This window comes from Desulfohalobium retbaense DSM 5692, assembly GCF_000024325.1.
Classification (GTDB): domain Bacteria; phylum Desulfobacterota; class Desulfovibrionia; order Desulfovibrionales; family Desulfohalobiaceae; genus Desulfohalobium; species Desulfohalobium retbaense.
The window spans coordinates 1,801,428-1,814,586 of record NC_013223.1; the positions used below are offsets into that span (position 1 = coordinate 1,801,428).

Annotated in this window: 7 protein-coding genes; 5 read left to right on the plus strand and 2 right to left on the minus strand. The window is 57.2% G+C overall.

Annotated elements, in window-relative coordinates:
- Positions 1 to 105 precede the first annotated feature (105 nt).
- On the plus strand, positions 106 to 1,932 hold the full coding sequence (locus tag DRET_RS07755) for a hypothetical protein (RefSeq protein WP_015751986.1): 1,827 nt from the start codon (positions 106 to 108) through the stop codon (positions 1,930 to 1,932).
- Between the two features lie 478 nt (positions 1,933 to 2,410).
- Entirely contained in the window at positions 2,411 to 3,490 is a 1,080-nt protein-coding gene (gene gcvT / locus DRET_RS07760) for a glycine cleavage system aminomethyltransferase GcvT (protein ID WP_015751987.1), read from the plus strand.
- Between the two features lie 1,069 nt (positions 3,491 to 4,559).
- On the opposite strand, the gene DRET_RS07765 is transcribed toward gcvT, so the two are convergent.
- Complete coding sequence (locus DRET_RS07765; protein WP_015751989.1) at positions 4,560 to 5,624, minus strand: IS110 family RNA-guided transposase; 1,065 nt, start codon at positions 5,622 to 5,624, stop codon at positions 4,560 to 4,562.
- Between the two features lie 213 nt (positions 5,625 to 5,837).
- On the opposite strand from DRET_RS07765, the gene DRET_RS07770 reads away from it, so the two are divergent.
- From DRET_RS07770 to DRET_RS07780, 3 genes are all read left to right on the plus strand, one after another.
- On the plus strand, positions 5,838 to 6,572 hold the full coding sequence (locus DRET_RS07770; protein WP_015751990.1) for a 16S rRNA (uracil(1498)-N(3))-methyltransferase: 735 nt from the start codon (positions 5,838 to 5,840) through the stop codon (positions 6,570 to 6,572).
- 307 nt (positions 6,573 to 6,879) lie between these two features.
- Positions 6,880 to 7,341 carry a hypothetical protein gene (locus DRET_RS07775; RefSeq protein ID WP_015751991.1) on the plus strand — a complete coding sequence of 154 codons (462 nt, stop codon included), beginning with the start codon at positions 6,880 to 6,882 and terminating at the stop codon, positions 7,339 to 7,341.
- Between the two features lie 264 nt (positions 7,342 to 7,605).
- Entirely contained in the window at positions 7,606 to 8,820 is a 1,215-nt protein-coding gene (locus tag DRET_RS07780; RefSeq protein WP_015751992.1) for a replication-associated recombination protein A, read from the plus strand.
- Positions 8,821 to 9,729: 909 nt separating this feature from the next.
- On the opposite strand, the gene DRET_RS07785 is transcribed toward DRET_RS07780, so the two are convergent.
- On the minus strand, positions 9,730 to 12,636 hold the full coding sequence (locus tag DRET_RS07785) for an insulinase family protein (protein ID WP_015751993.1): 2,907 nt from the start codon (positions 12,634 to 12,636) through the stop codon (positions 9,730 to 9,732).
- Positions 12,637 to 13,159: the final 523 nt, after the last annotated feature.

A 13,159-nucleotide genomic window follows, 5' to 3' on the forward strand; every position in this document is an offset into this window, starting at 1 on the left:
ACGCCTCTGTCAATATCTTGTATTCATTGAAAATTTCATTCATACTTCCGGCAGGAAGATCTCTTTTCAAATCCCTCATTTTTCAATATATTCGCTTGGAAAATCATGAATACAACACCACTTACCCATTGGAACGAGGCCTTCAGCCAGACCCGCGACGGCGGATTTTCCCTGTCGGGGGACAGGGCGTTGAATTCCATAAGTACCTTGGAACACTTGAAAGAACGCCTTGACCTCCTGCACGCCAAAACCTGTCTGATCCGTCCGTTTTTCGAGGAAAAGGGGTATCCCCTGGTCGATGCCCGGGAACTGCTGCCCTCTTTCGAATCCGATCTGTATGAGTACACCCATCTGCCGGGGTTCAGTCTGGTCGCCTTTGGCCGGCCCCTGGACTATTTTCGGGAGATCTTCCAGTTCGATATCCTGCATTGCCCCGATGTACCGGACAGCGATTCCCCGCAATGCCTCCTCGAACAGCCCATCCACAACACCAATCTTGAGACCTGCGTCAGCCGGTTGCCGCGCCACCTGCATGCCGCTTTCCGGCAGGAACTCGAAAAGACGAATATCGCGGCCCTTTCTTCCTATCCCGACCTGCTGCCCTTTATTCTGCACATGGACCGCGGCCACGTCCTGGCCCTGAACGCGAACGGGGACTTCCACGTTGCCGGGGTCTACGCCTCGTTCCCCTCGGATCTCGACGCCGAACTCAAGCGCTACGGGCTGCGCATCGGCAAGTTCAAAAGCGGCGACAATGTCCGCTACGAGCGCCACCGGCTGTTCGTCTACCAATTTTTGATGGAACTCTACGGCTTTCCCATTGCCTCGGAGCGCCGGACCTCGGCGGCCTTGTTCGCCCGACGGCTGTTCAAGATGGGCGAGGATTTTCTGGTCCGCGTCCTGGGGCAGTCGGACCGCACGGTGACCAGCCTCTACTCCCACCCCAAGGCCAAAAACTGGCCCTTTGTCGAAAAACTCGCCCTGGTCGCGGTCTCACCCCGGCAGTCGAAGCAGCTCCGGCGGCTGGACGAGCAGGGGTATTTCCTGCGCGCCAACGGGCAGACGGCCGCCCTGGTGCGGGTGCGCTACCGCCAGCACAAATACAATCCGTACAACATCCGCGAAGACCGGGCCATGTCGGTCATGGACCAGTGCCTGATCCATCCGCTCACGGCCCAGAAATCGCCGCCCGTGAACGTCGTCAAGGACACCTCGTTGATGACTCTCAAACTCAACGACATCGTCCGCGGCGAATTCATGGGCCGCATCAAGTACAAGCGCCATGAGATCGTGGAGAATACAGAGACCATCGAAAAACGGCTCAAATTTCTCTCCGCCTGGCTGAACAAGCACCAACGCCGAATCCTGGGCTACTCCGACGAATTCTACACCAACGTGGTCAAGGTTCTGGACAGTTTCCTGCTCAATCCCGAATACAGCGACGCCTTCCACGAACACAAGGGTCTTTTTCAAGAAGTCCTCGGTCAATACAGCTATATTCGCCAGGCCCGGAAAATCAAGGAACTCGAAGACCTGGCCGACCGCGAATACAAGGGCAAACGGATCAGTTATCTCCAGATGCTCCAGGCTATGACCGAGATCATGAACGAACTCAAGTTCGATCTCGTAAGCTACTTTGATCACCTCGTTGAACACGCCTTGCAGACGTGCAATCAGGTCCTCGGCAACAGGTATCTCAAACGGCATTACCTTGAACCGCCCGCGGACCGCTTGACCGACTACGGCCGCGAGGTGCGCAAGGTCTACGGCCACCTGGTCAAGGTCTGCGACGAAGTCCGGGCCATCAGCAGGAGCCGGCAGGAACCGGCCCGGCACACGCCGCACGGGACGGAAGACGAGGGCAAATTGGGGAATATGGGGTTCAGGAAGGCTGCGGAGGGGGGACAGGGAGAAGAGAGTGTTAAGTTTTAAGTGTTAAGTTTTAAGTAATTAAGAAGATTGAGGAATTGAAGGATTTAGGAATTGGGGGATTGCATAGCAAGAAGAAGTTTTAAATTTTATGTTTTAAGTGTTACGAAAGATTGGGGGATTGAGGAATTGAGTTGGAAATTGAGGAATTGAGGGATCGAGGGATTGAAGAATTGAAGCACAAAGAGTCCAGATCCACCAGATACGAGCCAGGCAGGCGCCTGACGGTCCCGGGGACGGAAGACGATGTGCGGGAAGGCTGTACCTGGTCTGTCCATTGTAGGGGCGTGTGGCGCACGCCCTTTTGAGCAGGAGTTGGTTGACCGTTTCGTATCGGACAGGGTACCTGCCCTCAAGGCGTGCTTTGCCACGTCATCCGTCGTCCGGCCTCAATTCGCCTCCTCCCTTCACCTTTTTTCAATCGTTCACCCCCCATACTTCGCAGCCCATAACGCTTCAAACGCACAAGGATATCGAGCTCATGGACTCCCTCACGACCACGCCGCTGACCGATTGGCACCAGGACCACGGCGCCAAGATGGCCCCGTTCGCCGGCTGGAACATGCCCATCCAGTACGAAGGCATCCTGGCCGAGCATAAACACACCCGCACCCAGGCCGCCCTGTTCGACATCTGCCACATGGGCGAATGCCGCATCACCGGCCCCGGCGCCCGCGACGGCCTGGACCGCATCGTGACCCACAATCTGGAACGCCTCCGCCCGGGGCGCTGCAGCTACGGCTTCCTTCTGACCCCTGAAGGCACGGTCCAGGACGACCTCATCGTCTACTGCCTGGACGAGGACGACTTCATGCTCGTGGTCAACGCCGCCTGCCAGGAGACCGACTTCACCTGGCTCCGCGAACACCTGCCCGCCGGGGTGGCCTTTGAGGACATTTCCGAGGCCACGGCCAAGATCGACCTCCAAGGTCCGACCTCCATCGCCGCCCTGGAACGGGTCTTGCCCGGCGCCTGGCGCGAACTCAAATTTTTCGGGCATTGTCCAAGCTCGTTCGGCGGTCAATCCCTGCGGGTCAGCCGGACCGGATACACCGGAGAACTCGGCTACGAGATCTACCTGCCCCGGGAACAGGCCGTCTCCCTCTGGGAGCAATTCCTGGACGGGGAAGACGTCAAACCCGCTGGACTCGGCGCCCGCGACACCTTGCGCCTCGAAGCCGGCCTGCTGCTCTACGGTCAGGACCTCGACCGCGAACACACCCCGGCCGAAGCCGGATACGCCGGCATGCTGACCTCGCAAGCCCCGTACATCGGCAAGGACAACGCCCTGACCGTGCGCGACAAGCTCGTTGCCCTGCAATTCGAGGGCCGGCGGACCGCCCACCACCACGACACGGTCCTCGACGCCTCCGGCGCGCCGGTAGGGACCATCACCAGCGCCTCTTTCGCCCCCTCGCTGGGCCACGCCATCGGGCTGGCCTATATCCAGGCCGACGCCGCAGACCAGGACCAGTACACGGTCCAAACCAAACGCGCCGCCTTGACGGCTACGGTGACCAGCCTGCCGTTTTACAACGGCACCGCGCGGATGAAGTTGTAAGTGTTTAATACGATTGGGAATTGAATAAAAAGAAGTTTTAGGTTTTAAGTGATTAAGAAAATTGGAGAATTGCGAGGAGGAATTGAGGAATTAGGAAATTGAGGAATCGAGGGATTGGATAGCAAAAAGAAGTTTTAAGTTTTAGGTTTAAGTATTTAAGAAAATTGAAGAATTGAAGGATTTAGGAATCGAGGAATTGAAGAACGAAGAATTCAGATCCACCAGATAAAAGCCAGGCAGGCGCCTGGCGGTCCCGGGGACAGAAGACGGTGTGCGGGAAGGCTGTACCTGGGTTGTCCATTGTAGGGGCGTGTGGCGCACGCCCTTCCGGCCGCATCCAAATCGGGATCGCTATCGGGATCGGGATCGAAATCGATTTTTGCGTTATCTGGTATCAGATACCGCTTAGGTTTTACGTTTTAAGTGTTAAGTGATTATGAAAATTGAGGAATTGGGGAATTGAGGGATTGGAGAATTGAAGAACAAAGAGTCCAGATCCACCAGATACGAGCCAAGCAGGCGCCTGACGGTCCCGGGGGAGGAAAGACAATGTGCGGGAAGGCTGTACCTGGGTTGTCCATTGTAGGGGCGTGTGGCGCACGCCCTTCCGGCCGCATCCAAATCGGGATCGCTATCGGGATCGAAATCGGTCTTCATCTATACAATATCTGTACTTCGACCCAGATTTGCATCTTTCCAACGCCCCAACTCTTCAATTCTTGAATTCTTCAATCTTCAACTCTTAAACTCCTAAATCTTTCAATTCCTTCCATGAGAAGGCATGTCAACGTCCGACGTGGCGGACCACCGTATTGCCCTATAGTCCCAAGCAAGTCGCACTTCCATACGCACTCTTCGAGGATCGTTGCCATTTGATCCGGTGTCTCAGTACTATTCGCTTGGTGGAAGCTGCCACCTCAATTGCGGCCTTGTGTGGTTTTGCCGGCAAGCAAAGAGGCCTAGGAATTTGCCGCAGTCTTCCGAATGAGACTTTATTTGGTGCTAGCGGTGGTTGACCACGAGGCCGTTGCTGGGCCCCCTGGAAAATTTATTTCTACGTGGTGAAGCGTTATGCAGCTTCGACGGTGGAATCCTTGTGGCAATAAAATGGGTGATACTCCTCCCCCGTCACCCACAGTCGGTGGAGCAAAACCGCCAGTTTGCGCGCCACAGCTACCACAGCCCGTTTCTTGGCGATCGTGCCCCCTCTCGCGGCAATGCGCTGCCCGAATCGTCGCAGCTCACTATCAGCCCCAAATGGGCCCAGGATGTAGTGAGCGACATTGACCAGCAAGGTGCGCAACTGGGAGTTACCGCATTTCGTGATGCGTAGCTGCTTGTCGGTATCCCCGGATTGGTCCCTTTTGGGAACCAAGCCTAGAAATGGCCCTACATCTCGGCTCTTGGTGAAACGGTCCTTATCTTCGAGCGTCAAAACGAACGCCAAGGCTGTGATCGGCCCAACGCCGGGGACTTGTCGCAACACTTCTGTCTCAGGGTAGTGGGTGCGGCTGAGGTGTGTCACTTCGTGCTCGTATTTTTTTATCCCTTCAGTGAAATTGGCAATTTGTTCTATCAACGGCAGCAGGGCTGCTTTGAGTTCACTGGGGATATGCTCCGGTGCTTTTTTGTGGAAGCTGGCGGCGCTGCATTTCGGCAGGCGTTCCCCGGCGCATTTTACGGTCCCTCGAACGTGGTTGATAAGAGAGGTCCTGCTTTTTACCAGCGCATCGCGGGCTTGCAGTATGGCCAGCCTGGCTTGTGCATCTGCGCTTCGGTGCTCAATGGGGCGCAAGAGTTTGGGATCCATCTTGGCCACCCGGGCCAACATCTCAGCGTCGCGAAAGTCTGTTTTGATCGGCTCCTGCCAAATGCAGCGGAGTTTGCGAGGGTTGCCAACGACAACTGCGCAACCAAGCTCTTTGAGCAGGCGGCTAATCCAGGCAGAGTGTGTCCCCGCCTCAATGGCAACAAAGGCTCCTGAGTAGGCAGCAAACCGTTTACGCATCGCAGTCTTGGTATTGGTCACCTTAAAGGTGGTGGCAATGTCCCCGTTCCAGTCCAACACGCATACGACGTTCTGCTTGTCACCGAGATCGACACCGATGGTATGATTTGCTAAATGGCACTTCATGGCTGGGCCTCCTGGTTTGCAGCATATGACTGCGTTGTTTTGGTGAGCATAGCTCTAAGCTATAGCTCGTCAGGTGGTCCAGCCTTCTCATCCTACCTCAATTTCTTAATCTTTCAATCCCTCAATTTCTGAATTCCTGAATTCCTCAATCCCTTAATCCCTCAATCCTTCAATTCCCAAATTCTTCAATGTACAAATCCCAAAATCCAAAATATGCACGATACACCACTTTTCTATCTCCCCCCGTCCGAATGGGACCCTGCCGGCATGACCCTGCAGGGCCAGGAGTTTACCCACCTGCGCAAGGCGCTGCGTCTGGGCCCGGGCGACGCGGTCCAACTAACCAACGGCCGGGGCGACGTCGCCGACGGCCGCATTGAAGCTATCCAGGGCAAAAAGGCCCGCATCACCGTGGAGTCCATCACCTCCGTGGACCGCCGGGACAGCCAGATCGTAGTGGCCGTGGGCTGGGCCAAATCGCTGCGCCGGGGGTGGTTTCTGGAAAAGGCTGCCGAACTCGAGGCCCGCGGCGTCTACCTCTGGCAAGCCGAACACAGCCAGGGGCGGATTCCCGACGCAACCAAAGCAAACTGGCAGGGGCAACTCGTGGCCGGGGCCAAACAATCCGGCAATCCGTGGCTCCCGGAACTCGAGGTCTTTCCCGGCGGCTTGGCCGAACTTCTGGAAGCCACCGCGGACATCGACCACCGCTTTTTTTTATGGGAAAACGCCACTGCCGAAGAAGGCTTCCATCCCCCACCGTTGGCCGACGGAGAACGCGCCCTGGCCATTTTAGGGCCGGAAGGCGGTTTCGCGGACAGCGAGGTGGAACTCCTGCGGGCCCACAACGTTCGCCCCGTGTCCCTGGGCCGCCGGGTGCTGCGCTGGGAAACCGCGGCATTGCTCTGTCTGGGGTTGTGCTGGTGGCACAAAGAGCGCAGTTCCTGAACCGTATCGGCTCCAGGGATCGAAAAGGGGGCACGAGTATCGGCATTTGTTCCGGCACTCCCGGCAGCCTCCCCAGGATACTCCGCGGCCGCGGAGGCGATCCACCTCGGTCGTTGCCAGGAACGCATTTCCCAAGCCAGCGGGGTAAAGCCAGAGCGTGTGTGGTCGAAAGAAAAGAGGCGGCTTGAACAAAGCCATCTTTGCCCGTAGACTGCATGGGAACCGTGCTTTTACGCCCCGTACCGGGAGTGTATGACATGGTCAGCCCGCTTTTGTCGCCACATTCTAACGCACAGAAGACACCATTATGTTTTGCCCCAAATGCAAATTTACCTCTTCGGACCATCTGAACGACTGCCCCAAGTGTGGCACCGACTGGACGAATGCCAAAAAAACGTTGGAGCTGACGTGGCTCACGCCTGAGGCCGCGCCCTGGTTCGCCGCTACGGACAACAGGTCGCCCGCGTACACGGCGCAGACGACGCCGGGCACGAAAATCGTTTCTCCTGCGCCCGAGGCCCCGGCCCAGCAGCCAACGCCCTCTTCCCAGACGGCTTCCGAGGAGGAACTGTCCCTGGAAACAGGGGATATTGAGGAATTGCTGGCCCACGCCCCCGAACCGTCTGCAAATGCGCCAGCAGAGGAGGCTGCGCCTGCCAAAATCCAAGCCATCGAGAATTCGGAACTCGAGATCGAACTCGATGTCGAAGACATCCTCGCCAGCCTGGAACAAGACCGTTCCTCGTCGCACGGCGAGAGCAAGGGGTGACAGGCCGTTTACTTTTCTCAAAGGGAACAAAGCTGCACGACGTTCAAGCTCGCCCACAGGAATACGTACGCTACGACCGTGAACGTTGTGTCGCCGTCCCTTGGGACTGTTCAGCGACCTGCAGTATACGAAATTTATCACCAATCAGCGCCGCGCCCCAGCACCAGCCCCGTTGTCTGCCCTCTCCGGTGAATCCTGCAACCGCTCCCGGCCCGGAAGGCGAGCGGATCCACGCTGTCAGACTGAACAAGGAATGCCCGCATCGTGACACACGAACACCGCCCCCTGGCCGAGCGGATCCGTCCCCATTCCCTGGATGACTTCATTGGCCAGACCCACCTGCGCCAGCGTCTCCAGGCCCTGCAAAACGCCTCGCGTCTCTCCAGTCTGCTGTTTTTCGGCCCCCCGGGCTGCGGTAAGTCGACGTTGGCCCTCATGTTCGCCAAGGCCCACGGCGGCGCCTATCTCCGGGTCAGCGCACCCGAAGTCGGCCTGGCCAATCTGCGCAAACAGATCCAGAACACGGACATCCTCATTCTGGATGAACTGCACCGCTTTTCCAAAGCCCAGCAGGATTTTTTTCTGCCGCTTCTGGAAACCGGCGACATCATCCTCCTGGCTACGACCACGGAAAACCCGTCCTTCAGCATCACTCGCCAACTCCTGTCACGGCTGCATGTCCTGCGCCTGCGCCCCCTGGGTCCACAGGAACTGCTCGACCTCGCCCAGCGCGGGCAACAGGAACTCGGTCTGCACCTGCCGGACAAGAGCCTGGAACTGCTCTGCACGTATGCTGGCGGCGACGGACGCACCCTGCTCAATCTTCTTGAATACGCCGAAGAACTCTCCGAGGAGCAACGTGATCCGGAACGGCTCAAAAGCGCTCTGCCGGAAATCGTCATCCGCGGCGATCGCGGCGGTGACACCCATTATGAACTCGCCTCAGCGCTTATCAAATCCATCCGCGGCAGCGACCCGGACGCGGCCCTGTATTACCTGGCCAGCATGCTCGAAAGCGGCGAGGACCCGCGGTTTGTCTGCCGCCGCCTGGTCTTGTCGGCTTCAGAGGACATCGGCCTGGGCGACCCCTCGGCCCTGACCCTGGCCGTATCCTGCCAACAGGCGGTCGAGACCATCGGCATGCCCGAAGGTTTCATCCCCCTGGCCGAGACTGTCGTGTATCTCGCGCTGGCGCCGAAAAGCAATTCCACCTACAGCGCCTATCTCGCCGCACAAAAGGAAATCCGCGACAACGGCCGCAAGCCTGTGCCGCTGCACCTGCGCAACCCCTCGACATCCCTGCACAAGCAATGGGGCTACGGTCATGGGTATAAATATCCCCATGCCTATCCCGGCAGCTTCGTCTCCCAGGAGTACCTGCCCGACGGACTCCAGGGCCGCCGCTTCTACCAGCCCAAGGACCAAGGCCAGGAACCCCGCCTGCTGGCTTGGCTCAAGAGTCGGTTGAAGAAGTTTTAAGTTTTAGGTTTTAAGTGATTAAGAAGATTGGAGAATTGAGTTGAAAATTGAGGGATTGAGGGATCGAGGGATTGAAGAATTGTAAGACGGAAGACTAAAGACTGAAGACGGTGGACGACTAGATCCCAATCGGGATCGCTATCGGTATCGAAATCGATTTTTGAGTTATCTAATATCTGGTATCAGATATCAGGCATCTGGTATCTGAGACCGCTTAAGTTTTAAGTTTTAAGTGCTAAGAAAGATTGAGGGATTGAGGAATTGCAAGGAAAAATTGAGGAATTAGGGAATTGAGGAATCGAGGAATTGAAGAACGAAGAATTGAGATCCACCAAGTAAAGCCAGGCAGGCGACTGGCGATCCCGGGGGAGAAAGGCGGAAGACATAGGAGTGAAGACGGAAGACAGTAGACAGTGGGCCGATGTTGGTGGACGGAAGTCAGAAGGCAGATGACAGAAAGACGGTGAACTGAAGACGAACGGGTCCAAATCGGTATCGCTATCGGGATCGAAATCGATTTTTGCGTTATCTGGTATCTGGTATCAGATATCAGGCATCTGGTATGATATGCGGGACGGCTGTACCTGGGTTATCCATTGTAGGGGCGTGTGGCGCACGCCCTTCCGGCCGCATCCAAATCGGGATCGGGATCGAAATCGAAATCGATTTTCACCTATTTCATATCTGTGATTCTGATCCGGGTTACAGATTTGCAATTGTTTTACCCTTTTAACTCTTCACTTCTTGAATTCTTCAACTCTTAAACACCCAATCTTTCAATTCCTCAATCCCCCAATTCTTCAATTCTTCAATTCTTCAATCCCTAAATTCCTCAATTTTTGAATCCCTCAATTCTTCAATTCCTCAATCCCTCAATTTCCGATACAAAAAGCCTTCGCGGCGTTGCAACTACAAGAGCTTCGTGAGCCGGACAAAGCCGACATCGGATTCATTCTCCAGCCGGTCGCTTCCGCCAAGCACGGCAATGCGGCCCTGGCTAGCGAGGAGATCGAGTTTCTCGGCAAAGCCGCGGAACTCATCCGCCGTGGTCGCCAGAATCGCGTCGCGCAATTCCTGGCGCTGGTCATCCCCTTCCCCGGCCAGAAAACGCAGCATGGCCTGAAAGCCCTTGGCGTCCGGCAATTGATACTTGTCCATGTCCCCGATGGCGCCAACGACCGCCTTGTCCACCTCCCCGGCATCAAGTTCCAGGCCGCGAACGAAGTCACCCGCCTGGTCAAAGACCTTGAGCGTGGCCGTGACATTGGGATCACGGTAGGAGACCATCGACAGGACCCCGGAATAGCGGTCCAACAGGCTGAACGCCCCGTAGGCCCCGCCCTGAACCCGAATCTTGTCCCACAGCCAACTCGTGCGCAGATAGCGGCAGGCGACCACGTCCCCTCCGGTGATGGTCTGGTCGTGCTCCGACAGGCTGACCGCCTTGCCGGCATAATTGACTTGCGCCGGCAGGGTCAGGGCCTCGCTGCCCTCCCATTGCGGCACCTGCCATTGACTCGGCTCGACCTGCGCCTCGGGCAAAGCCTGCACCAATTGCCAGAGTCCCGGCCGGGCAGCGTCGATATGCTCTTCATCCGAGGTGATATTTGCCACCAGTCCCTGACGCCGGATGACCTGGCCGTAGACCCGGCGCAGGGTCGACGCCACCTCGTCCCACTCGGTCTCGATGCGCTCGAGGAGCTGGCGCAGGAAAAAGAGGTATTCCACACCGCCCATCTGTTCAGCGCTGTGGTCGGCCTGGGTGAATGAAGCCCGCAGCCGGGAATTGACGAGTTGGTGTCCTGCCGGAATAAGCGCCTGTTCGAGATGGGCTTTTTCCTCAAGCACAATCTGGCGAAAGCGGTCCTTGTCCTCGAGCAGCGGGCGACAGAGAATATCTGAGCACAAATCCCAAAACTGCTCCAGTTTCGAGGCCACCACCTTGCCGCGGACGAACAGCAGGGCTCGCGGAGCGTCACTTTCCAGTTGGGTCAAGGTTACGGTCTGGGCATGAATACCGCCGGTGTGCTGCCGGATGCGCTGCAGAAGCCGGACATAATCTTCGCTGGCGGTTCCGGTCTCCACCAGGGCCCGCCCCAACAAAGAGACAAATCCGAGATCCGCCTCCGCGACGCCCCGGATGTCAAAACCGAGATCGACGTAGACAATACCGTTACAGTCCAGGCCGTGCCCGAGACAGGGCACGCCGTGCATGACCTGGAACGAGGCCGGCAGCCGTTCGATCTGGGGGTCGAGATCCTCGCGCGTCAGCCGCGGGAGACGGGCCAAGGCCTCTGGAGGATCGGGCTGCTCCTGCTCTTTCTTCAGTTCCCGGGCCTGTTCCGCGGCCCGCTCCAGCCCCTCAGGACCCAAGGCCTCCCGGGCTGCGGCGAGCCGTTCAGCCTCTTCCGCCGCCATCCGTTCGCTCAAGCCGGAATCCGGCTTGAGGATCAGGGTACTGCGGTGCATATTATCAAGAAAATACCGGCGGATACTCTCTTCAAAAACCGGCTTGCCCTCGGCCAGTTCGTCCTTGATTTCCTGTAGCGGACCATCAAACTGGAGCAGGGCCAGAGGATCGCCGTCGTGCAGCCAGGTGGTCAGACTGCGGATCATGACCAGCAGTCCGCGCGGCAGACTCCCGGAGTTGTTCTCCCGGAGTTCGAATTCGACCGTGTTCAGTCCGGCCTGCACCGCTTCCGGATCGAGCCCTTCGTCGGCCAGCCGCTCGAGGGTCTCCAGCAAAAGCGTTTCCACTGTCTCGGCCTTGTCCGGGGCAACCCCCTTGAGTCCGGTGGAGAAGAACATCTGTTTGAGATCTTCCTCCAGCCCCACCCCGGCAATATCCTCGCCGTAGCCGGAGTCCAAAAGCGCTTTGCGTAGCGGGGCTCCGGGTGCGCCGAGCAGGATGTCCTCCAGGATCTGGAGTGTCAGATTGGTCTTGATATCACTGACCGGTCCCAGCAGCCAGTTGACGGTGAGCATGGTCTTGTTGTCCGAATCCGGTCCCGCGGCATAGAACCGTTCTTCGCGTGTCGGGCTCTGCCAGTAAGGCTGATCGCCGACCGCAGAATCGACCTCTTGTGCCGCGTACTCCTGCAACGCCGCGTCAATAAGGCGCAGTCGCTGCTCGGGATCGTCGTCGCCGTAGAAAAAGATCCGGGCGTTGGAGGGATGGTAGTAGGTCCGGTGGAAGTCAAGGAACTGCTCGAAAGTCAGATCCGGGATGTGTGACGGATTGCCCCCGGAATCGAGTCCGTAGGTCGTATCCGGAAACAGGATCTGCTGCGAATACTCGGAGAGCAATCCGTCCGGTGAGGAATAGGCCCCTTTCATCTCGTTGTAGACCACGCCCTTGAGACGCATGGTGTCGTCCGGGGATTCCAGGTCGTAATGCCACCCTTCCTGGCGGAAAATATTCTCCGTGATACGGGGATGGAAAACCGCGTCCAAATAGACGTCGATCAGGTTGTAAAAATCCTGGGTGTTCTGACTGGCCACCGGATAACAGGTCTTGTCCGGAAAGGTCATGGCATTGAGAAAGGTCTGCAGGGACCCTTTGAGCAACTCCACAAAGGGTTCCTTGAGCGGATATTTCCGGGAACCGCAGAGAACGGAATGCTCCAGGATATGGGCCACGCCGGTCGAATCCTTGGGCGGTGTCCGGAAGCTGATGCCGAAAACCTTGTTCGTGTCCTGGTTCTCGACGGACAAAACCTCCGCACCGGTCTGGTCGTGGCGGTACACTCGGCACTGGCTCCGGATCTCGTCGACGTAGGTGTCCCGGAGGCAGGTAAATCCTGTGGAGGCGTTCATAGATATGTATCCTTTATTCGGCTTCTGGTACGCAAAAAAAACGGGCTGCTGGATCCCTTCTCTTGCCGGAGAAGGCATGCCCGTCCGCCTTGGGCCGGCTGGGACAGACAGCCCCGATGCAGCGCGGTCCATGTGGGACCAGCCACGAGAACCGAAAGCTGGCAAGGCGTTGTAGCGTTTTTGGACGGCAAGGGCAAAGGGGGAGGGGGGAGGGAAAGTTTTAGGTTTTAAGTTTTAAGTGTTAAGAAAGATTGAGGAATTGATGAATTGAGGAATTGAAGAACAAAGAATCCAGATCCACCAGATACGAGCCAGGCAGGCGCCTGACGGTCCCGGGGACGGAAGACGATGTGCGGGAAGGCTGTACCTGGGTTGTCCATTGTAGGGGCGTGTGGCGCACGCCCTTCCGACCGCCTCCAAATCGGGATTCGCTATCGAAATCGATTTTTGCGTTATCAGGTATCAGATACCGCTTAGGTTTTACGTTTTAAGTGTTAAGTAATTATGAAAATTGAGGAATTGG

Excerpts from the sequence above, each read along its gene's own strand:
- DRET_RS07775 (WP_015751991.1), top strand. The coding sequence starts at position 6,880 with ATGTTTTGCCCCAAATGCAAATTTACCTCTTCGGACCATCTGAACGAC.
- DRET_RS07785 (WP_015751993.1), bottom strand. The coding sequence starts at position 12,636 with ATGAACGCCTCCACAGGATTTACCTGCCTCCGGGACACCTACGTCGAC.
- gcvT (WP_015751987.1), top strand. The coding sequence starts at position 2,411 with ATGGACTCCCTCACGACCACGCCGCTGACCGATTGGCACCAGGACCAC.
- DRET_RS07765 (WP_015751989.1), bottom strand. The coding sequence starts at position 5,624 with ATGAAGTGCCATTTAGCAAATCATACCATCGGTGTCGATCTCGGTGAC.
- DRET_RS07770 (WP_015751990.1), top strand. The coding sequence starts at position 5,838 with ATGCACGATACACCACTTTTCTATCTCCCCCCGTCCGAATGGGACCCT.
- DRET_RS07755 (WP_015751986.1), top strand. The coding sequence starts at position 106 with ATGAATACAACACCACTTACCCATTGGAACGAGGCCTTCAGCCAGACC.